The organism is Microbispora sp. NPDC004025 (genome assembly GCF_053604425.1).
Map to the genome: position 1 here is coordinate 853,945 of NZ_JBSGHN010000001.1, position 20,690 is coordinate 874,634.

Genomic DNA, 20,690 nt, shown 5'->3' on the forward strand with positions numbered 1-20,690 from the left:
ACGCGCCGGGGTGACGGGAGCGACAGGTCAGCGGCGGGCGCCGGTCAGAGTCCGGTCCTCTCCGGAGCCGGCGGGACGCCCGGGCGTCGTGGCGGTCCCGCGCTCCGGCGATGTCCCGTCGGCCTGCCCGGGCCCCGTCCGCCGGAGCCCCGTCCGCCGGAGCCCTGTCCGCCAGAGCCGGGGCCGCAGTCCCTCCAGCCGGTCGAACACGTCGAGCACGTTCTCGCCGGCCGACCGCAGCCGCAGCAGGACGGACATCGGGACCAGCGCGGCGCCCAGCCGCCGCCACCGTGAGGTCTTCGACGCCAGATCCCGCCTGATGCGGCGCAGGTCCGCGGGGACGGGGCCCGACGCCGCGGGCGCGGGGGCGTACCTGAGCCGTTCCTCCGACGTGACGACGCGGGCGAGCGACTCGGCGGCCTGCGGCCCGGGTGCGTACCGCTCGGCGATACGGCGGCCGAGCGCGCGCGGCGTCTCGCTCGGCTCCCCGGCCATGCCGAGGTCGGTGAGGATGTCGCGCAGCTCCGCCCAGGCGGCGTGGCCTCCCGCGGCCGGTCGGGTCAGCCGGCGCAGCCGCCGGCGGCGCACCAGGAGCCGCGCGGCGGCGGGCAGCAACAGCAGAGCGAGCGCGGCGGCGGCGCCGATGCCGAACGTGACCGCCGCGGGCGTGCCCGGGTCGGCCGCGATGGGCGTGCCGTCGAGGTCGCGGTCGAGCTGGCGCGGGTTGGGCCGGGCCGGCCCCGCGCTCTGGCCGGTGTCCTCGTCGTCCGACGACGGCCCCTCGGACGCGCCGGCGGTGGGCTCGGCCGTCGGCGTGACGGGCAGCGAGTACGTCGGCACCTGGGCCGTGCCCTGCCCGCCCGCCCCGGCGGGGGTGGGCTCGAACCGCAGCCAGCCGATGCCGTCGAAGAACAGCTCGGGCCAGGCGTGCGCGTCATGGGTGCGGACCGTCCACACGTCACCGATCTTGGTGCCGCCCGTGTAGCCGATCGACACCCGTGCCGGGATGCCGAGCAGACGCGCCATCACGGCCATCGCCCCGGCGAACTGCTCGCAGTAGCCCCTGCGGTCGCGCAGCAGGAAGCGGGACAGCGCCTGCGCGCCCGACCCGGACGCGCGCAGGTCGTAGGTGAACCGGCCGCTCCGGGTGAACCACTCCTGGAGCTCGACCGCGCTCTCGTACGGCGTGGCGGCGTCGGCGGCGACGCGGCGCGCGAGCGCCTCCACCCGGGGGTCGAGCCCGTCGGGCAGTTGCAGGTAGCGCTCGCTGTCGGGCAGCGTCACCGCCGTGCGCAGCTCCGTCGTGGTGGGCGCGGGCTCCTCGGTCACCACCCGATACTCCAGCCCGGCCGCCTCGTCCTCGGTGGAGAAGACCATCAGCGAGGACCGGTCGGCGCGCCAGTCGCCGTCCGCCTCGACCTGCCGGGCCGGATACGGCAGCGGCAGGAAGTTGAGCTCGTCGATGTCCTCGCTCATCGCGACCCGCATCTCGGCCCGCTTCAGCGTCACCCCGGGACGCAGTCCGGGAGGGGGCGGCAGCGGCCCCTCCGACACGCGGTCCTCCGGGCGCCCGCGCAGCGGGGCCAGCGTCCACTTCGTCCCGTCGAAGATGTCGAGGGAGTAGATCCTCAGGTAACGCGGCACGTCGTCGCTGCTGGTGTAGGTGAGCACGGTGCCGTTGCTCTGCTGCCTGAGCTGCCCGCCGAGCTTGGCGATGGCGTCGGGGATGCCGATGTTGCCGCCGCCCCCGCCGAGGCCGTTGCCCACGCCGAAGCCGAACAGCGGGTCGGGGCTGAGCGCCGGCAGCACCGCGGGCACCAGGATCGCCAGCGCGATCGCCGTGACGCCGATGCGCTTGCCCGACAGGGCGAGCCGCTCGGTGTCGGGGGCGGCGCCACGCGCCGAGCCGGCGGAACGGCGCACCACCACGACGCGGCCCCAGCGGCTCAGGCGGTCCCGCCCGTCGGTGACGAGCAGGCCGATGTAACCGAACGCCGCGACGACGAACGCGGGCCACCCGATCGGCTCCGTCATCACCGCGGCGGGCACGGTGAACAGGGCGAGCAGCGGCAGCCCGGCCAGCGCCGCCCGGCGCAGCCGTACCGCGAAGACGTCCACGAGGAGGGCGATCAGCGCCACGCCCGCCGTGGTGAGCAGGGTGATACCGGGCTGGACCGGCACCGGGGCGGCGTACCGCTGGATGTCGTCGAACCCGGAGCCGAGCAGCTCGGCGAGCAGGACGACCGAGTCCCCGGTGGGGACGGCCCGCAGCCACGCCTCCTCCGGCGTGAAGACGGCCGTCAGATAGAGCAGGACCGCGACGGGCGTCACCGCCGGCGCCACCCAGGGACGGGCGCCCAGCCGGGAGGCGGCCGCCCCGGTCAAGGTGGTGACGAGGACCGCACCCACGCAGGACCAGAACCAGGACCCGCCCTCGAAGAGGGGGTAGAGCGTGACTGTGACGGCCGACGTGGCCAGCCCCGCCGCAACCGGCAGTTTCATTGCCTCTTACCTTCCCTCCCGCCGGACCGGCCGGTTCAGGCCGCGCTCCGCTTGCTGCCGGCCTCCGGCCACACGCCGGCGAGCGAGGCGCCGGCGGGCAGGTCGAGCACCCGCCACCCGCCGCCGGTCAGCACGGACCGCGCGGTCCGCGCGTTCTCGGCGGCGGCGTCGTCCCAGGAGGCCCCGTTCCCGGAGGCCCGGTCCCAGGACGCGAGATCGAGCAGGACCGCGACGGCGGTCACGCCCGAGTGCCTGAGCTGCGCGAGGGTCCGGGCCTCCTCGGGGTCGAGCGCGCCGAGGACCGCGATGATGAGTCCCTCCCCGCCGCCCTGCCGCAGCGCGCCGACACCGTGCTCCAGTGACCGCGCCGTGCTCTGCCGGACGACGGCGAGCGTGTCGAGCAGGGACCACGACTGGCCGCTGTCCACCACATGCCGGGCGCCCTGGTCGGTGACCAGGCGCAGGGCGAGTCCCTCGGCGGACAGGTGCACGCCGATGGACGCGGCGGCCGAGACCGCCACCTCGAACGACGAGCGCGGCCCATCGCCCCGGTGCGCGTGCCTGCGGGTGTCGAGCAGCAGCGCGCCACGGCTCTGCCACTCCTGCTCCTCGCGCCTGACCATCAGCTCGCCGCGCCGCGCGGTCGAGCGCCAGTGGACCCGGCGCAGGTCGTCGCCCTGGCGGTACTCGCGGGGCGCCACGTCGTCGTCGCCCGCCGCCGCGACCGACCGCGTACGGCTGTCGCCGCCGCCGCTGTACTCGCCCGCGAGGCGCACCGGCGGCAGCGGCACCACCTCGGGGGTGACCACGAGTGTGTCGGTGACGGTGAACGACCGGGTCAGCTCGACCAGCCCGAACGGGTCGGCGATCCGCACGGACAGCGGCCCGATCGGGAAGCGGCCGCGCAGGTCCGAGCCCACCTTGTAGTCGATCTCCCGGACGCCGCGCGGCTCCATCCGGTCGAGGACGAACCTCGGCCGGGTGCCCAGCGCGTACTGCAGGGTGTCCTCCACCAGCAGCAGCCCGGTGGGCAGCCGGGTGACGTTCTCCAGGCGCAGCGTGACCGTGCTCTCCTCGCCGGTCTGCACCCGCGCCGGGCCGAGCCGCCGGGCGGAGGCCAGCCGGTATCGCGTACGCGCCACGACCATCGAGGCGAGCAGCGGCATCGCGATGATCAGCACGGCCACGCGGAGCAGGTCCTGCTCCCCGAGCACGAGGGCGCACAGCAGGGCCGCCACGCCGGATGCGAGGAACGACCGTCCCCGCGGAGTCAGAGCCTTCAGCCCGGTCATGGGCCCTCCGTCACTCGCTCACTGTCACTGCGCCGGGCGCGCGCCCGGCGCACTTGCGTCCGCTACTTGGCGTCGGGGACGGGAACGCGCCGCACCAGTTCGCCGACGATCTGCTCGGCGTGGCGGCGCTGGCCCTGCGCCTCCAGGCTCGGCAGCAGGCGGTGCGCCAGCACGGGGACGGCCAGGTCCTGCAGGTCGTCGGGGATCACGTAGTCGCGGCCGGCCAGCGCGGCGTGGGCCCGCGCGCCGCGCACCAGATGAAGGGTGGCCCGCGGGGAGGCGCCCAGTCGCAGCTCGGGGGAGTGCCTGGTCGCCGCCACCAGGTCGACCGCGTAACGCTTGACCGGCTGGGAGACGTACACCGCGCGGACGGCCCGGATCAGCGCGGTCACCTCGGCCGTGGTCGCGACGGGTTCCATCTTGTCCAGCGGCTGGGAGGCCCCGTGCACGTCGAGCATCTCCAGCTCGGCGGCCGTCTCCGGGTACCCCATGGCGATCTTCGCGGTGAAGCGGTCGCGCTGCGCCTCGGGGAGGGGATAGGTGCCCTCCATCTCGATCGGGTTCTGCGTCGCGATGACCATGAAAGGCGATTCCAGCGCGTACGTCGCGCCGTCGACCGTGACCTGGTGCTCCTCCATGCACTCGAGGAGGGCGGACTGCGTCTTGGGGGAGGCGCGGTTGATCTCGTCGCCCACGACGATGTTGGCGAAGATCGGCCCGGGCTTGAACTCGAACTCCCGCGTCTGCTGGTTGTACGCGCTGACCCCGGTGATGTCGCTCGGCAGCAGGTCCGGGGTGAACTGCACGCGCTTGACCGGGCAGTCGATCGAACGCGCCAGGGCCTTGGCGAGCATCGTCTTGCCGACGCCGGGCACGTCCTCGATGAGCAGGTGGCCCTCCGCCAGGAGCACGGTGAGAGTAAGGCGGACGACGTCGCTCTTGCCCTCGATCACTGATTCGATCGCGTTGCGGATCCGGTGGGCGGTGTCGACCAGATCCTCGAGCCGGGCTGCCGCATCGGTGACGTCGGGAGTTACTGCCACCAGGCCTCCATGAGGGTGCGTCCCCGAGAATGGGGCGTTAAACGTTCCTTTTCCATTCTGTGCACTGACCCTATGTCCCCTGTGCTTCTAGGGCGACTTTGTCCGGAAATCCGGGTGAACTGCCCACAGTGTTGTGGCCTCTCTTCACGATCGCGTTCCGTGCTCGTCCGAATCCCGTGACACGCGAACCCCGGGCCGCCCCCGCGCGCTCCACTCCGCTCCACCGGCCCCCGGCCCGGCGGTGGGAACCCCGTACGCGCCGGGGTTTCCGGCGGTGCCGACACGCCCGTGCGCGGGCCGGGGGGCGCCGCCGCGCCCCACTCCGACCCACCCCATTTCACCTGCGAAAACGCCGCGCTTTTTGAATGCGGACACGCTCAGAATCAGTTGACGGTGGGGAGAAGTGGAGTATGGTGGTGCGCAGTGGAGGGCAGGGGCTATAGCGCTGAGCGCTCCACAAGGCACAGGAGGTGGGTCCGGTGTTCCTCGGCACCCACCACCCGCGCCTCGACGACAAAGGACGGCTGTTCCTGCCGGCGAAGTATCGCGAGGAGCTGGCGGAGGGTCTGGTGATCACCAAAGGCCAGGAGCGCTGCCTCTACGTCTTCCCCGTAGAGGAGTTCCAGCGCATCACCGAGGCCCTGCGTACCGCTCCGGTTACGGCGAAGGCGGTCCGCGACTACAGCCGTGTCTTCTTCGCCAGCGCGTCCGACGAGGTGCCGGACAAGCAGGGGCGCATCACGATTCCCCAGACGCTGCGGCGATACGCCGGGCTGGAACGTGACTGCGTCGTGATCGGCGCCAACACGCGACTGGAGATCTGGGACGCCCAGGCATGGGACACCTACCTGGAAGCCCAGGAGCAGGCCTTCTCCGACCTCTCGGAGGAGGTGTTGCCCGGGATTCTGTAGACCGGTCCTTTCTTTCGATCGATTGACCCGTCGGTGACGTTCGGCGAGGTCTCCACCCGCTCCCAAGTGGCAGCTGATGCACCTTCCCCGGTGTCAGACGCCACGGCCGGCGACGCGGATGGGGACCTGGCCGGACGGGTCGGTTCCCCGGGAACCGGCATGGGTGGGGGTCCGTTGGGTAGTCACCGGCGGCACAGCCGCGAATCCGCGAGTACTGCGGCGTAATGGGGGTTGGAAGCGTTGTCGCACGAGCCCGGTCAGCCGGGTGGTCACGTTCCGGTCATGCTCGATCGCGTGCTGGAGTTGCTCGCTCCGGCGTTGTCCGGACCGGAGCCGGTGGCCGTGGACGCCAACCTCGGTCTCGGCGGGCACGCCGAGGCGCTGCTGGCCGCCCACCCCTCCCTCCACCTCGTCGGCATCGACCGCGACCCCACCGCCATCGAGCGTTCCACCGCCCGGCTCGCGCCGTACGCGGACCGGATCACTCTGGTGCGCGCCGTCTCCGACGAACTGGCCGACGTGCTCCGTGACGCCGGACGGCCCCGCGTGGACGCCGCGCTGTTCGACCTCGGCGTGTCCTCCCCTCAGCTCGACGAGGCCGAGCGCGGTTTCGCCTACTCCTACGACGCCCCCCTCGACATGCGGATGGACCGCGAGCAGGAGCTCACCGCGGAACGCGTGGTGAACACCTACTCCGCCGCGGATCTCACCCGCATCCTGCGCGACTACGGCGAGGAGCGCTTCGCGGCACGCGTCGCGAGCCTCATCGTCAAGGAGCGCGCCAAGGACCCCATCACCAGCACGAAACGGCTTGCCGATCTGGTCCGCGCGGCGATACCCGCCGCGACGAGGCGGACCGGGGGCAACCCGGCCAAGAGAACGTTCCAGGCGCTGCGCATCGAGGTGAACGGGGAGCTGTCGGCGCTCGAGCTCGCGCTCCCCGCCGCCCTCGACGCGCTGACGCTGGGCGGGCGCGTGGTCGTGCTCGCCTACCACTCCCTGGAGGACCGGCTCACCAAGCAGGTCCTCGCGGCGCGAACCAGGGACACCAGCCCTCTCGGGCTGCCGGTCCCCCTGGAGGCTCACCAGCCCCGGTTCCGCCTTCTGACGAGGGGAGCGGAGCTCCCGGACGACGAGGAGGTGGCCCGCAACCCGCGGGCGACCTCGGCCCGCTTGCGGGCGGCAGAGAGGATCCGCGAGGGATGAGGACAGAGCAGGAGAGCAGGAGGGCGGCGGGCCGCACGGCCGCACCGCCCCGCGTGCCGGGCCGGACCGCCGCGACGGCGGGCGAGGCCGTCACCGCTCCGAAGGAGCGTCGCGTCCGCCCCGGCGCGCCCACGGCCGGTGACGACCACCGGCGCGAGGCCGTCCCGGCCCCCCGCGTAGGCGGTACGGAGAGCCGTCGCCGCGAGGCCGTCCCGGCCTCCCGTCAGGGCACGGACGGCAGACGCCGGCGTGAGGCGGCTCCGGCCGCCGGACCGGGGGCGTCCACCGGATCCGTCGCGTCCCCGAAGCGTGACGGCTCCCGGACGCGTACGGCCGCTCCCCGCGCAGCCGCGTCCCGCACGGCCACCCGTCCCGCGCCGCCCGCCGAAACCCACAGCCTCACCGAGGTCGCGCCCGCTCCGCGGCGCGTCCGGCGCGGTGGTCCGGAAACCCGGCCGGCGACGTCCGCGCGTGTCACAATGGCGCGGCGGGCGTTCCGGCGGCCGCCGCGTGCGCCGTTCGTGCTGCTCGTCGTGGGTCTCATGTGCGGCGGCCTGGTGACCCTCCTGCTGCTCAACACGGTCCTCGCGCAGGACTCGTTCCGGCTGACCGACCTGCGGTCGAGCATCGACGAACTGCACGAGCAGGCCGCGGAGCAGGAGAACCAGCTCCGCCGGTGGACGCAGCCGGACGTCGTGGACGAGCAGGGCAGGGCGCAAGGCCTCGAGGAGGACAAGTCCGCGCCGAAGTTCCTCGACACGGACGGCACGGGCGGCACGGGTGGCACGGCGCAGGAGCAGGCCCAGAAGGAGGGCACGGACCGGTGAGAGACAGCGGCCGGAACCCGGGTCCCGGCCGCGGGGGTCCCAGCGGGCGAGGCGGTGGCCAGGGCCCGGGCGGTGACAGGAGGAGCCCGGGCTCCCCGGGGCGGCCGTCCCGCCAGGACGGGCCGCCGAGGCCGGGCCGTCCCGGCCGGCCGGCCGACCCCGGGCGTGACGAGGCGACGGGCGGCCCGGTACGGCGCGGCCGGAACGGCGGCGCCCCCGAAGGCGGCGGCCGGGCGGACGGCGCACGTGCGCCGCGCAGGGGTGAGCCCGGCGTGCCCGGCGGCGGTCCGCGCCGTGCCGGCGCGCAGCACCCCGGCGCAGGCGAGGGGCGTCCCCGAGGCGGCCGCGCGAGCGGACCGGGCGAGGCCGGCGACAGGCCGCGCGGCGCCGCGGCATCAGGTGACGACAAGCGGTCCGCGGCGGGATCGGGGCAGCCGCGTGCGGGCGCGCCCGGCGGCCCCGACCGGCCGCGTGGCGGCGTGCCGGGTCACGGCACGCGGGGAGCCGCGTCCGGCGTTCCCGGAAAGCCGGGCGCCAACGGCAGGTCCGGTGCCGCGGGAAAGCCGGGTGCCACGGGAAGGCCCGGTGTCTCTAGCAAACCCGGTGTCTCGAGCAAACCCGGTGTCTCGAGCAAACCCGGTGTCTCCGGGAACGGCGCTCCCGCGAACAGCGCCTCCATGACCGGTGCCCCCGGCAGGGCCGGCGCGGGCCGTCCCCGTCCCGGCGGCGCCCCGTCCGGTGCGCAGCGCCCGAATCCGCAGCGCTCGGCGGGACCGCCGCGGCCACCGGGCCCACCGCGACCGCCGGGCCCGCCGCGTCCGCCCGCCGTGCTCCGGCTGGGCAACCCCGCCCGCCGGCTGAGGGCGGCGCTGGTGGTGATGGCGATCGTGCTGTCGCTGTTCGCCGGACGGCTGGTCCAGCTGCAGGGCTTCGACTCCAAGGTGCTCCAGGCGAAGGCCGCCCAGCAGCGCGTGCAGCCGGAGACGCTGCCGGCGCGCCGCGGCTCGATCACCGACGCCGGGGGACACGACCTCGCGGTGACGGTCGAGGCCAGGGAGGTCTACGTCGACCCCAAGGACGTCGACCCGGCCAAGCGCGACCTGGTCGCCACCACGCTGGCACGGGAGCTGAACAAGCCCAAGGAGGAGATCGCCGCCGCGCTGGCCAAGACCGAGCAGCGGTACATCCCGCTGGCCCGCGACGTCGAGCCGCCGCGGGCCAAGCGCATCATGGGCTTCGAGCTCAAGGGCGTCGGCGTGAAGGAGACCTATCGCCGCCTCTACCCCGGCAACTCGCTCGCGGGCGGCCTGCTCGGCTTCGTCGGCGTCGACGGCAGGGGCCTGGAGGGCCTGGAGAGCGCGTACGACGACATCCTGGCGGGCAAGGACGGCAAGCAGAGCATCGAGCTGGGCGCCAACCGGCAGCGCATCCCGATGACGCGCAGCCAGCGCGAGGCGCCGGTGCCCGGGCGCGACGTGCGCCTGACCATCGACAGGGACATCCAGTGGGCCGCGGAGGAGTCGCTGGCCCGGCAGGTCCGCCAGACGGGCGCGCGCAGCGGCAGCGTGATCGTCATGGACGTGCGGACCGGTCAGCTCCTGGCCATGGCGAACGCGCCCCAGGCCAACCTCAACAGCTGGCAGTCCGTCCCGGCGGAGGACCGCGCCAACCGCGCCGCGTCGGAGATCTTCGAGCCGGGCAGCACCAACAAGGTCATCACGGCGGCGGCGGCGATGGAGGCCGGCGTGGTCGAACCCGACACCGCCTTCCGCGTGCCCGACCACATCCAGTGCGCCGACCGGCAGCTCAGGGACGCCCACCCGCACGAACCCGAGTTGCTCACGTTCACCGGGATCCTCGCCGAGTCGAGCAACGTCGGCACGATCATGGTAGCGGACAAGATCTCCAGCCAGCGGCTGTACGACATGTTCCGGTCGTTCGGATTCGGCGCGCGCAGCGGGGCGGGGATCCCGGGCGAGCAGGCCGGCCTGCTGCCGCAGTGGCAGACGTGGTCGGGCAGCCAGCGCTGTACCATCGCCTACGGTCAGGGCATCTCGGTCACCGCGCTGCAGATGGCCGGCGTCTACCAGACGATCGCCAACGGCGGAGTGCGTGTGACCCCCTCGATCGTGGCGGGCACCACCGACGCGCACGGGGCGTTCGTCCCCAGCCCGGCCGCCAAGGGCACCCGCGTCATCAGCGAGACCACCGCACGGCGGATCGCGCTGATGCTGGAGGCCGCGGTGGGCCACGAGGGCACGGGGGAGGAGGCCTCGATCGAGGGCTACCGTGTCGCGGGCAAGACCGGCACCGCCATGCGGTACGACGAGAAGTGCGCGGGATACTGCGGGTACACCGCCACGTTCGTCGGCTTCACCCCCGCGGACCAGCCCCGGCTGATGGCCCTGGCGGTCATCCAGGATCCGAAGAAAGGCCACTATGGCGGCGCCATCGCCGCCCCGGTGTTCAAGGACGTCATGACTTTCGCGTTGAAGAGCAGGAAGATCCCCCCGACCGGCACGAAGGCGCCCGAGATGCTCCTTCGCCCGGCGGAGTGACCGCGGAGTGACAGGAGTCGGAGTGGCCGGGACGAGCGACGGAGGGGGGTACGCTCTCGCCGTGCGTTCCCCGTCGTCCATGCGTCCCGAGGCCGTCCAGGCCCGCCCGCTGTCCGCGCTGGCGTCCCTGCTCGGCACGTCGTCGGCCGTCCCGTCGCCCGGCGCGCGTGCGGTCCGCGGCACGGTCACCGGTATCACCCTCGACTCGCGCCGGGTGCGGCGCGGCGACCTCTACGTGGCCGCGCCGGGCAACGCCCGGCACGGCGCGGAGTTCGCCGCGGACGCGCTGGCGGCGGGCGCGACGGCGATCCTGACCGACCCCGACGGCCGCGACCGTGCCGCCGCCACCGGGCTGCCGGTGCTCGTCGTGCCCGATCCGAGGGCGGTGCTGGGGCAGGTCGCCGCCTGGGTGTACGGGAAACCGGCGGCCGGCGTCACGCTCATCGGCGTCACGGGCACCAGCGGCAAGTCCACCACGACGTTCCTGCTGGAGGCGGGACTGCGGGCGGCGGGCCACCGCACCGGCCTGGTCGGCGGTGTGGAGATCCGCGCCGGCGACGTGCGTTTCACCCCCGAGCTCACCACCCCCGAGGCGACCGACCTGCAGGGGCTGTTCGCGCTGATGCGCGAGCGGGGCGTGAGCGCCGCGGCCATGGAGGTCTCCAGTCACGCCCTGGCCCTCGGCCGGGTCGACGGCCTCTTCTACGACGTGTCGATCTTCACCAACCTGTCGCAGGACCACCTGGACTTCCACCGCGACCTGGACGACTACTTCGCGGCCAAGGCCCGCCTGTTCACTCCGGAGTTCAGCCGGGCGGGCGTGGTGAACATCGACGACGCCCACGGACGCGAGCTGGCCGCCACGGCCAAGATCCCGATCACCACGTTCTCCGCCACCGGGGCGCCGGAGGCCGACTGGCGCGCCGAGGACGTGCGCCTCGGCCCCGCGGGCAGCCGGTTCCGCCTGGTCGGTCCCGGAGGGGTCGAGGCCGAGGTGTCGGTGGCCCTGCCCGGCCCGTTCAACGTGGCCAACACCCTCGGCGCGCTGGTGGCCCTGGTCGAGGCGGGGGTCCCGCTGCAGGCCGCGGTGACCGGCGTCCGCGACTTCTCCGGCGTGCCGGGCCGGATGGAGCGGGTGCCGGGCGCGGACGACGTGCAGGTGATCGTCGACTACGCGCACAAGCCGGGCGCGGTGGAGTCGGTCCTGCGCTCCCTGCGCGCGGTGCTCGGCGACGGGCCCGGCGGCCGCCTGGTGATCGTGCTCGGCTGCGGCGGCGACCGCGACCGCGGCAAGCGCCCGATGATGGGCGAGGCCGCCGTCCGCCTCGCCGACCTGGCCGTGTTCACCAGCGACAACCCTCGTACGGAGGACCCGCTCGCGATCCTCGCCGCGATGCTGGAGGGCGCGCTGCGGGTACCCATCGAGGAGCGGGGCCACGTAATCGTGGAGCCGGACCGGGCGGCCGCCATCCATCTGGCGATCCGCGGTGCCGCGCCCGGAGATGTGGTAGTTGTGGCCGGCAAGGGACACGAGCAGGGGCAGTATGCCGGGGGCCGGGTCGTCCCCTTCGACGACCGCGAGGTGGCCGCCGCGGCCATCGCGGAACGGAGCCTGGCACGGCGGGCGGCGCAGGAGGCCGCCGATGCGTGAGCCGATGCCGGGCAGTGCCCTGGCGGCCGAGTTAGCGACGCGAAAGAGAGCAGGAAAGACACCATGATCCCGTTGCCGCTGGCCCGGGTCGCCGAGATCACGTCCGGAACGCTGAACGCGGCGGCCGACCCCTCGGCCGTCGTCCGGGGACCCGTCGTGATCGACTCGCGGGCGGCCGGACCGGGCTCGCTGTTCGTGGCGATCAAGGGCGAGCGGGCCGACGGGCACGACTTCGCCCGGCAGGCCCACGACGCCGGCGCCGTCGCCGTCCTCGCCACCCGGCCCGTCGAGGCGCCGGCCGTGATCGTCGACGATCCGCTCGCGGCCCTGGCCTCGCTGGCCACCGCCGTGGTGTCGGAGCTGCCCGCCGCGACCGTGGTCGGCGTGACCGGGTCGGCGGGCAAGACCACGACCAAGGACCTGCTGGCGGGTCTCACCGCGCGGCTGGGCCCCACCATCGCCCCCGTCGGCTCGTTCAACAACGAGATCGGCCACCCGCTGACCGTGCTGAAGGCCGACGAGGCCACCCGGTTCCTGGTCCTGGAGCTGAGCGCCCGGAACGTCGGTCACATCGCCTACCTGGCGAGGATCGCCCCGCCCCGCATCGGCGTGGTGCTCAACGTCGGCGCCGCGCACCTCGGCGTGTTCGGCGGCAAGGAGGCGATCGCCCGGGCCAAGGGCGAGCTGGTCGAGGCGCTGCCCGCGGACGGGGTCGCCGTGCTCAACGCCGACGACCCGCTGGTGCGCGCGATGGCCGGCCGTACGCGCGCGCGTGTCACCTACTTCGGGCGCTCGCCCGAGGCGCACGTGCGGGCGGAGGACGAGACGCTGGACGCGACCGGCCGCGCCTCGTTCACGCTGCGCACGCCGTCCGGCACGGCGCCGGTCCGGCTGCGTCTGCACGGCGCGCACCTCGTGTCCAACGCCCTCGCCGCGGCGGCGGCCGCCCACGAGCTGGGGCTGCCGGTGGCGGACATCGCCGAGGAGCTGTCGGCGGCCGAGCCGCGCAGCCGGTGGCGCATGGAGGTCACCGAGCGGCCCGACGGCGTGACCGTGATCAACGACGCCTACAACGCCAGCCCCGACTCCGTGCGGGCCGCCATCGGCAGCCTCGCGGTCATCGGCGAGGGGCGGCGGCGGTTCGCGGTGATCGCCGCGATGCGCGAGCTGGGGGAGCACGGCGCGGCGCTGAACGAGGAGTTCGGGCGGCTGGCCGCGGACGTGGGGCTGGAGGCGCTGGTCGTCGTGGGGGAGGACGCCGAGCCCGTGCTCGCCGGCGCGCCCGCCGCGATCTACGCGCCCGACGTCGCGACGGCGGCCGGGGAGCTGGCGGACCGGCTCGCTCCGGGCGACGTGGTGCTGGTGAAGGGGCCGCGTGCGGCCGGGCTCGAGCGGGTCGCCGAGGCGATCCTCGGAGGTGACGCCCGGTGAGGAACATCCTCATCGCGGGGGCGATCTCGCTGATTCTGTCCATGGTCGGCACGCCGCTGGCCATCCGGCTGTTCGCCCGCAGGGGCTACGGCCAGAACATCCGTGAGGAGGGGCCGTCGGGGCACTACGACAAGAAGGGCACCCCGACGATGGGCGGCACGGTGATCGTCATCGCGTCGCTGCTCGGCTACTTCGTCGCCCACGGGGCGACCGTCTTCTCGGAGGTCGGCGACCCCCCGACGGCCTCGGGGCTGCTGGTGCTGTTCCTGATGACGGGCCTCGGCGCGGTCGGCTTCCTCGACGACTTCATCAAGATCTACAAGCAGCGGAGCCTCGGGCTGCGCAGCGGCGCCAAAGCGGCCGGGCAGCTCGTCGTCGGCGCGATCTTCGCGGTGCTCGTCCTGCGGTTTCCCAACGCCTACGCCGTGACCCCAGCGGAGACGCGGGTGTCGTTCCTGCGGGACATCGGGCCGTCGATCGGCCTGATCGGCTTCATGATCTGGGTCGTGTTCTTCATCGTGGGCTTCTCCAACGCGGTGAACCTGACCGACGGCCTCGACGGCCTGGCCTCCGGCGCCACCTGCCTGGTCCTCGCGGCGTACGTGCTGATCGGCAACTGGCAGCTGCGCAACAGCTGCACGACGGTCGGCTTCGGCCCCAACTGCTACTGGGTGCGAGATCCGCTCGACCTGGCGGTGGTCGCGGCGGCGGTGCTGGGCGCCTGTCTGGGCTTCCTGTGGTGGAACGCCCCGCCCGCCAAGATCTTCATGGGTGACACCGGCTCGCTGGCCCTCGGCGGCGTGATCGCCGGCCTGGCCTTCACCACCCGGACCCAGCTCCTGCTCGTCATCCTGGGCGGCCTGTTCGCGATCATCACGATGTCGGTGATCATCCAGGTCGGGTCCTTCAAACTGACCCGCAGACGCGTCTTCCGCATGGCGCCGCTCCAGCACCACTTCGAGCTGTCGGGCTGGGCCGAGACGACGATCGTGGTGCGTTTCTGGCTGATCGCCGCGTTGTGCGTGGCCGCCGGTCTCGGACTGTTCTACCTCGAATGGATGCCGAAACAGTGAACGTCGTCGTCGCCGGCCTCGGCGTGTCGGGCGCCGCCGCGGCGCGGGCCCTGGCCGCCCGCGGCGAGCGTGTGATCGTGCTGGAGGCCGCGGACGGCGAGCGGCAGCGCGCGACGGCGGCCGAGCTCGCCGAGCTGGGCGTGGAGGTGCGCTTCGGCGAGCCCGCCCTGCCCGACGGCGCCTCGCTCCTGGTCACCTCGCCGGGCTGGCGGCCCGCCACCCCGCTGCTCGTCGCCGCCGCGGACGCGGGCGTCGAGGTCATCGGGGAGGTCGAGCTGGCCTGGCGGCTGCGGGAGGAGCCGGCCGCCCCCTGGCTCGCGCTGACCGGCACCAACGGCAAGACCACCGCCGTCCGCATGCTCGCCTCCATGCTGTCCGCCGCCGGGCACAAGGCCCTGGCCGTGGGCAACGTCGGCGTCCCCATCGTGGAGGCCGTGGACGGGCCGTACGACGTGCTGGCGGTGGAGCTGTCGAGCTTCCAGCTCCACTGGTCCTCGACCCCGGCCCCGCTCGCGGCGGCCGTGCTCAACGTCGCGCCGGACCACATCGACTGGCACGGCTCGATGGAGGAGTACGCCGCGGCCAAGGCCCGCGTCTTCGCGCACGCCGACACCGTGGTCTACAACGCCGACGACCCGTGGTCGTCCCGCCTGGCCGAGCCGTACGCCTCGCGGGTGGGCTTCACGCTCGCCGTGCCCAGGCCCGGGCAGCTGGGAGTCGTGGAGGACCTGCTCGTCGACCGGGCCTTCGTGGCCGACCCGGCGACCTCGGCGGAGGAGCTGGCCTGTCTCGCCGACGTGCGGCCGTTCGCCCCGCACAACGTCGCCAACGCGCTCGCCGCGGCCGCCCTGGCCCGCGCCTACGGTGTGCCGCCCGAGGCCGTACGCCGCGGCCTGCGGGAGTTCACCCCCGACCCGCACCGGATCGAGCACGTCGCCCGGGTCGGCGAGGTCGACTACGTGGACGATTCCAAGGCCACCAACCCGCACGCGGCCGCCGCGTCGCTGGCCGCCTACGAGTCGGTCGTGTGGATCGCGGGCGGGCAGCTCAAGGGCGCCGAGGTCGACGAGCTCGTACGGCAGGCCGCGCCCCGGCTGCGCGGCGCGGTGCTGCTGGGGACCGACCGGGACGTGATCCGCCGGGCATTGACGCGACACGCCGCGAATGTCCCCGTCGTGGACGTGCCGGGGCAAGACACTGGGGTCATGGACCGCGTCGTCGCCGAAGCAGCCCGGCTCGCCACCCCGGGCGACACCGTGCTGCTCGCCCCCGCCGGGGCCTCGCTGGACATGTTCACCTCGTACGGAGCGCGTGGGGAGGCCTTCGCCCGAGCCGTGCAGCGGCTGGCGGACCGGTGACGGGCCCCGCGACCGGCCCCGCCGGCGCCGCCCCCGCGCGGAAGACCGACCGCCAGGGTTCTGAGCGCCAGGGTTCCGAGCGCCAGGGTTCCGAGCATCAGGGGCCCGAGCCCATCGGCTGGGCCGCCGCCCAGCTCGCCGCGCTGCGCGAGCTGCTCGGCCGCCCGCTGACGTCCTACCACCTCGTGCTCGGCTGCAGCGCGCTGCTGCTGGCGCTCGGCCTGATGATGGTGCTGTCGGCGTCGAGCATCGAGGCGCTGCAGCGGACCGGCGACCCGTTCTACTGGTTTCTCAAGCAGGTCACGTCCGTGGCGATCGGGCTCCCCCTGATGTGGGTCTGCTCCCGGCTGCCGCAGCGGTTCTTCCGCCTGGCCGGCTATCCGCTGATGGGCCTGTCGATCCTCGGCCTGCTGATGGTCATCTTCCTCGGCCAGGAGCTGCTGGGCGCCCAGCGGTGGATCGTCATCGGCCCGTTCTCGGTGCAGCCGTCGGAGCCGGCGAAGCTGGCGCTGGTGCTGTGGGGGGCCGACCTGCTCGCGACGCGGGCGCGCGCCGGGCGCATCGAGTGGCGCCAGCTGCTGATCCCGCTGATGCCGGGCGTGGCCCTGCTGGCCGTCCTGGTCATGCTGGGGCGCGATCTCGGCACGACGCTCGTGCTCATGATGATCTTCCTCGCGCTGCTGTGGGTGGTCGGCGCGCCGGTGCGGCTGTTCGGCGGGATCCTCGCGCTGCTCGTGCTGGCGACCGCCACTATGATCATCGTCGAGCCGTACCGGCTCGGCCGTCTCACCGGCTTCATGCACGTGTGGGAGACGGCGCAGGACGAGGGGTTCCAGTCCGCCCAGGGGCTGATGGCGATCGGCTCGGGCGGCTGGTTCGGCCTCGGGCTCGGCGCGGGCCGGCAGAAGTGGAACTACGTCCCGCACGCGGAGAGCGACTTCATCTTCTCCATCCTGGGCGAGGAGCTCGGGCTGATGGGGACGCTCGTGGTGGTCGCGCTGTTCGGCCTGCTCGGCTACGCCGGCCTGCGCATCGCGATGCGGACGAAGGACCCCTTCGTCCGGCTGTCGGCCGCCGCCACCACCGCCTGGATCGCCGGGCAGGCCGTCGTCAACATCGGCGCGGTCATCGGGGTCTTCCCGGTCACCGGCATCCCGCTGCCCCTGGTGTCGTACGGCGGATCGGCGCTGCTGCCGACGCTCGCGGCGCTCGGCATGCTGCTGTCGTTCGCCAAGCAGGAGCCCGGAGCGGCCGAGGCGCTGGCCGCCCGTGGCCCGGGACCGGCCGCGCGGGCTCTAAGCTGGCTTGGCCTGAACGGCCGCGCCAGGCGGCGGCCCGCGGCCTCGCGGGCACCGTCCCGGCGGCAGGCGGCACAGAAGGCACGGCCGCGGACGGCACGAAACGGAACGCCGCGGGAACGGACGCGGGAGAATCCGCGAGAACATCCGCGAGAACAGGGAGTGACATGAGGGTGGTCCTCGCCGGCGGCGGGACGGCCGGCCATATCGAGCCGGCGCTCGCGCTGGCCGACGCGCTTCGCCGGCTCGACCCGGGGATCGGCATCACCTGCCTCGGCACCGAGCGCGGTCTGGAGACCCGACTGGTGCCCGCCCGGGGCTACGAGCTCGAACTCGTGCCCGCGGTGCCGCTGCCCCGCTCGCTCAGCCCTCAGCTCCTCACCGTGCCCGGCCGCCTCGCCGGGGCCATCGGCAGCGCCGCGGGCATCCTCGACAGGGTCGGGGCCGACGTCCTGGTCGGCTTCGGCGGGTACGTCGCCACGCCCGGCTACCTCGGCGCCCGGCGGCGTGGGGTGCCGATCGTGGTCCACGAGGCCAACCCCCGGCCCGGCCTGGCCAACCGGCTCGGTGCCCGCCTCACCGAGCACGTCTTCACCGGCCACCCGGAGGCCGCGCTCCCGAACGCCGAGTACATCGGCATCCCGCTGCGCCGCGAGATCAGCATGATGGACCGGCTGTCGATGGGCGACAAGGCGCGGTCGTACTTCGGGCTGGAGTCCGACCGGGTGACGCTGCTGGTGTTCGGCGGCTCGCAGGGCGCGCGCTCCATCAACCAGGCGGCGCTGGAGGCCGCGCCCTACCTCCGGGCGGCCGGCGTCCAGGTGCTGCACGTGATCGGGCCCAAGAACACCGTCGAGGTGGAGCCCCCGCCGGGCGACCCGCAGTACGTGATCCTGCCGTACGTCGACCGGATGGACCTCGCCTACGCCGCCGCCGACCTCGTGCTGTCCCGCGCGGGCGCCATGACCTGCGCCGAGCTCACCGCCGTGGGGCTGCCCGCGGCGTTCGTGCCGCTGCCGCACGGCAACGGCGAGCAGCGCCTCAACGCCGAGCCCATCGTGCGGGGCGGGGGCGGCCTGATGGTCGACGACGCGAACCTGTCGGCCGCCTGGATCGTCCAGACGCTGCTGCCGATCCTGAACGACCCCGAGCGCGTGGTCGCGATGTCCGAGGCCGCGTCGCGGATGGGCCGCAAGGACGCCGACACGGCGCTCGCCCGCAAGGTGCTGGAGATCGCTCACCGATGAGTCTCGTCAAGCTCGTGGATCCCGTTCCCGCTGCCGACCTGGGGCGGGTGCACTTCATCGGCATCGGCGGCGCCGGGATGTCGGGCATCGCCCGGATCCTGCTCAAGCGGGGCGTGCCGGTGTCGGGCAGCGACGCGCGGCCCTCGGAGCTGCTGACCGAGCTGCGTGAGCTGGGCGCCGCCATCCACGTCGGCCACGCCGCCTCCCACATCAAGAACGTGGACACGGTCGTGGTGTCCACCGCGATCCGCGACTCCAACCCCGAGCTGGGGGAGGCGCTGCGGCAGGACCTGCGGGTGATCCCGCGCGCCGCCGCGCTGGCGTCGGTCATGACCGGCCGCACCGGCATCGCCGTCGCCGGCACGCACGGCAAGACCACGACCACCTCGATGCTGACGGTGGCCCTGCAGAAGTGCGGGGAGGACCCGTCGTACTGCGTCGGCGGGCAGCTCGTGACGACCGGGCTCGGCGCCGACGACGGCGCGGGCGAGGTGTTCGTGGCGGAGGCCGACGAGAGCGACGGCTCGTTCCTCATGCTCGCGCCGGACATCGCGGTGGTGACCAACGTCGAGGCCGACCATCTCGACAACTACGGCGACCCCCAGGCCGTCCATGACAGCTTCGCCCGCTTCGTCGAGCGGATCGGGGCGCTGCTCGTGGTCTGCGCCGACGACCCGGGCGCCGCCGCCCTCATTCCGGTCGCGCGCGAGCGCGGCCTCACCGTGGTGACGTACGGCGAGAGTCAGGGCGCCGACCTGCGCACGACCGACGTCGTGCCGCGCGGCCTCGGCGTGGAGTTCGCCGTGGAGCTGGGTCCCGCCGCGCCCGGGGGAGCGGGACGCGGCGAGGTACGCCTCGCCGTGCCGGGCCGGCACAACGCGCTCAACGCGACCGCGGTGATCGCCGTGGCCCTCCACCTCGGACTGCGCTTCGACGACGTCAAGGAGGGCCTGGCCGCCTTCGGCGGGGCCAAGCGGCGGTTCGAGTCGAAGGGCGAGGCCGGGGGCGTGACGGTCTACGACAGCTACGCCCACCACCCGACCGAGCTGACCGCCGACCTGCGCGCCGCCCGCGACGTCGTGACCGGCGACGGCCGGGTCATCGCGGTCTTCCAGCCGCACCTGTACTCGCGCACGCGGTTCTTCGCCGACGAGTTCGGCGCGGCGCTCGGCCTCGCCGACGAGGTGGTCGTGCTCGACGTGTACGGCGCGCGCGAGGACCCCGAGCCCGGGGTCTCCGGCGCCCTCGTCGCGGGGAAGGTCCCGCTTCCCGCCGAGCGGGTCGTCTACGCGCCCGACCGGCAGGCCGTGCCCGCCCTCGTCGCCGGCCGGGCCCGTGCCGGCGACATCGTGCTCACCATGGGCGCGGGAGACGTGACGGAGCTCGGCCCGAAGATCGTCGCGGAGCTGTCCGACCGGTGAGGCGGGCGGTCCGGCGTTCGGCCCTCGCCACCCTGCTGACCGGCGGGGTGGTGGGCGTCGCCACGTGGGTCGTGTTCTTCTCGCCGGTCCTCGGCGTGCGGGAGGTCGAGATCACCGGCAACAGCCGGATCCCCGCCGAGCAGCTGCGCCAGGCCGCGGGGGTGCGCACCGGCACCCCGCTCGCCACCGTGGACCTCGCCGAGGTCGAACGGCGGCTGCGGGCGATGCGCGCGGTCGAGTCGGCCGCGGTCGACCGCGGCTGGCCAGGGACGCTGCGCGTCAGCGTGGTCGAGCGCGTCCCCGCCGCCGCCGTGCCCATGGGCCCGACGACCGCGGTGATCGACCGGTACGGCGTCGTGCTGCAGCAGGTGACCGTGGCTCCGCCCCTGCTGCCGGTGCTGCGCGTCCAGCGGGCGGCCGCGGACGATCCCGCCACCAGGGCCGGGCTCACCGTGTTGCGGGCGCTGCCGGAGAGCGTGCTGGAGCGGCTGCGGGAGCTGCGCGTCCCCTCGCCCCGGTCGATCACGCTCAAGCTCACGGACGGCCGTACGGTCGTCTGGGGGGACGCGGGGCGCTCGGCGCAGAAGGGACGTGTCCTGCTCGCCGCGCTCGCCAAGCCGGGTACCAGCTACGATGTCAGCTCGCCGCAGGTGGTGACGGTCAGGTGAGATATCTCACGGGCCGGGAACGCATGATCCGAATCCGGCTCAGGGCGGGGCATCGTGCGAATAGGACAGCCCGCGACACGCCGGACGGCCTTGCGGCGCGGTTAGTTGACCCTGGGGGATGCGCAACCCTACTGTCCGTATCAATCCTCAGGTTGACATAACTCTAAATCTCAACTTGAGGGTGAGAGTTCAGAAGACACGCGG

At 73.8% G+C, this 20,690-nt stretch carries 15 protein-coding genes; 12 read left to right on the forward strand and 3 right to left on the reverse strand.

All coding sequences use genetic code 11. The features are described from left to right. Window positions 1-27 precede the first annotated feature (27 nt). From ACWEQG_RS04205 to ACWEQG_RS04215, 3 genes are all read right to left on the reverse strand, one after another. The gene (locus ACWEQG_RS04205; RefSeq protein WP_452281577.1) at window positions 28-2,502 is read right to left on the reverse strand and encodes a transglutaminase TgpA family protein; all 2,475 of its coding nucleotides are present in this window, start codon (window positions 2,500-2,502) and stop codon (window positions 28-30) included. Window positions 2,503-2,537: 35 nt separating this feature from the next. After that, window positions 2,538-3,794: a DUF58 domain-containing protein gene (locus ACWEQG_RS04210; RefSeq protein WP_363473270.1), complete on the reverse strand. Its 1,257-nt coding sequence runs from the start codon at window positions 3,792-3,794 to the stop codon at window positions 2,538-2,540. Between the two features lie 62 nt (window positions 3,795-3,856). Then, complete coding sequence (locus tag ACWEQG_RS04215; RefSeq protein WP_452281579.1) at window positions 3,857-4,837, reverse strand: AAA family ATPase; 981 nt, start codon at window positions 4,835-4,837, stop codon at window positions 3,857-3,859. Between the two features lie 479 nt (window positions 4,838-5,316). Between ACWEQG_RS04215 and mraZ the strand changes: the two genes are divergently transcribed. The 12 genes from mraZ (at window position 5,317) to ACWEQG_RS04275 (ending at window position 20,486) form a co-directional block, all read left to right on the forward strand. Next, on the forward strand, window positions 5,317-5,748 hold the full coding sequence (gene mraZ / locus ACWEQG_RS04220) for a division/cell wall cluster transcriptional repressor MraZ (protein WP_079318531.1): 432 nt from the start codon (window positions 5,317-5,319) through the stop codon (window positions 5,746-5,748). A gap of 282 nt (window positions 5,749-6,030) precedes the next feature. Further along, window positions 6,031-6,954, forward strand: coding sequence for a 16S rRNA (cytosine(1402)-N(4))-methyltransferase RsmH (rsmH, locus tag ACWEQG_RS04225; RefSeq protein WP_452281581.1), 924 nt, complete (start codon window positions 6,031-6,033; stop codon window positions 6,952-6,954). Next, window positions 6,951-7,781 carry a hypothetical protein gene (locus ACWEQG_RS04230; protein WP_452281583.1) on the forward strand — a complete coding sequence of 277 codons (831 nt, stop codon included), beginning with the start codon at window positions 6,951-6,953 and terminating at the stop codon, window positions 7,779-7,781. The genes rsmH and ACWEQG_RS04230 overlap by 4 nt, the downstream gene beginning before the upstream one ends. Before the next feature lie 827 nt (window positions 7,782-8,608). Then, window positions 8,609-10,339 carry a peptidoglycan D,D-transpeptidase FtsI family protein gene (locus ACWEQG_RS04235; protein WP_452281585.1) on the forward strand — a complete coding sequence of 577 codons (1,731 nt, stop codon included), beginning with the start codon at window positions 8,609-8,611 and terminating at the stop codon, window positions 10,337-10,339. A gap of 79 nt (window positions 10,340-10,418) precedes the next feature. Further along, window positions 10,419-11,990, forward strand: a complete 1,572-nt coding sequence (locus ACWEQG_RS04240; RefSeq protein WP_452281657.1) for a UDP-N-acetylmuramoyl-L-alanyl-D-glutamate--2,6-diaminopimelate ligase — start codon at window positions 10,419-10,421, stop codon at window positions 11,988-11,990. A gap of 63 nt (window positions 11,991-12,053) precedes the next feature. Next, window positions 12,054-13,421 (forward strand): UDP-N-acetylmuramoyl-tripeptide--D-alanyl-D-alanine ligase, encoded by a 1,368-nt coding sequence (locus ACWEQG_RS04245; protein WP_452281586.1) that lies wholly within the window; start codon window positions 12,054-12,056, stop codon window positions 13,419-13,421. After that, the gene (gene mraY, locus ACWEQG_RS04250; RefSeq protein WP_363466934.1) at window positions 13,418-14,494 is read left to right on the forward strand and encodes a phospho-N-acetylmuramoyl-pentapeptide-transferase; all 1,077 of its coding nucleotides are present in this window, start codon (window positions 13,418-13,420) and stop codon (window positions 14,492-14,494) included. The genes ACWEQG_RS04245 and mraY overlap by 4 nt, the downstream gene beginning before the upstream one ends. Beyond that, window positions 14,476-15,852, forward strand: a complete 1,377-nt coding sequence (gene murD / locus ACWEQG_RS04255; protein ID WP_452281588.1) for a UDP-N-acetylmuramoyl-L-alanine--D-glutamate ligase — start codon at window positions 14,476-14,478, stop codon at window positions 15,850-15,852. The genes mraY and murD overlap by 19 nt, the downstream gene beginning before the upstream one ends. Then, on the forward strand, window positions 15,849-17,321 hold the full coding sequence (gene ftsW / locus ACWEQG_RS04260) for a putative lipid II flippase FtsW (RefSeq protein WP_452281590.1): 1,473 nt from the start codon (window positions 15,849-15,851) through the stop codon (window positions 17,319-17,321). The genes murD and ftsW overlap by 4 nt, the downstream gene beginning before the upstream one ends. Continuing rightward, the gene (gene murG, locus ACWEQG_RS04265) at window positions 17,318-18,397 is read left to right on the forward strand and encodes an undecaprenyldiphospho-muramoylpentapeptide beta-N-acetylglucosaminyltransferase (RefSeq protein ID WP_346228528.1); all 1,080 of its coding nucleotides are present in this window, start codon (window positions 17,318-17,320) and stop codon (window positions 18,395-18,397) included. Before ftsW ends, murG begins: the two co-directional genes overlap by 4 nt. Next, on the forward strand, window positions 18,394-19,818 hold the full coding sequence (gene murC, locus ACWEQG_RS04270; RefSeq protein ID WP_452281591.1) for a UDP-N-acetylmuramate--L-alanine ligase: 1,425 nt from the start codon (window positions 18,394-18,396) through the stop codon (window positions 19,816-19,818). The genes murG and murC overlap by 4 nt, the downstream gene beginning before the upstream one ends. After that, complete coding sequence (locus ACWEQG_RS04275; protein ID WP_452281593.1) at window positions 19,815-20,486, forward strand: cell division protein FtsQ/DivIB; 672 nt, start codon at window positions 19,815-19,817, stop codon at window positions 20,484-20,486. The genes murC and ACWEQG_RS04275 overlap by 4 nt, the downstream gene beginning before the upstream one ends. The last annotated feature ends 204 nt before the right edge of the window (window positions 20,487-20,690 follow it).

Bases quoted from the DNA above. Each gene is read 5' to 3' on its own strand.
- rsmH (WP_452281581.1), top strand. From the start codon at position 6,031: ATGCTCGATCGCGTGCTGGAGTTGCTCGCTCCGGCGTTGTCCGGACCG.
- ACWEQG_RS04240 (WP_452281657.1), top strand. From the start codon at position 10,419: ATGCGTCCCGAGGCCGTCCAGGCCCGCCCGCTGTCCGCGCTGGCGTCC.
- ACWEQG_RS04205 (WP_452281577.1), bottom strand. From the start codon at position 2,502: ATGAAACTGCCGGTTGCGGCGGGGCTGGCCACGTCGGCCGTCACAGTC.
- ACWEQG_RS04210 (WP_363473270.1), bottom strand. From the start codon at position 3,794: ATGACCGGGCTGAAGGCTCTGACTCCGCGGGGACGGTCGTTCCTCGCA.
- murG (WP_346228528.1), top strand. From the start codon at position 17,318: ATGAGGGTGGTCCTCGCCGGCGGCGGGACGGCCGGCCATATCGAGCCG.
- murD (WP_452281588.1), top strand. From the start codon at position 14,476: ATGGATGCCGAAACAGTGAACGTCGTCGTCGCCGGCCTCGGCGTGTCG.
- ACWEQG_RS04230 (WP_452281583.1), top strand. From the start codon at position 6,951: ATGAGGACAGAGCAGGAGAGCAGGAGGGCGGCGGGCCGCACGGCCGCA.
- murC (WP_452281591.1), top strand. From the start codon at position 18,394: ATGAGTCTCGTCAAGCTCGTGGATCCCGTTCCCGCTGCCGACCTGGGG.
- ACWEQG_RS04245 (WP_452281586.1), top strand. From the start codon at position 12,054: ATGATCCCGTTGCCGCTGGCCCGGGTCGCCGAGATCACGTCCGGAACG.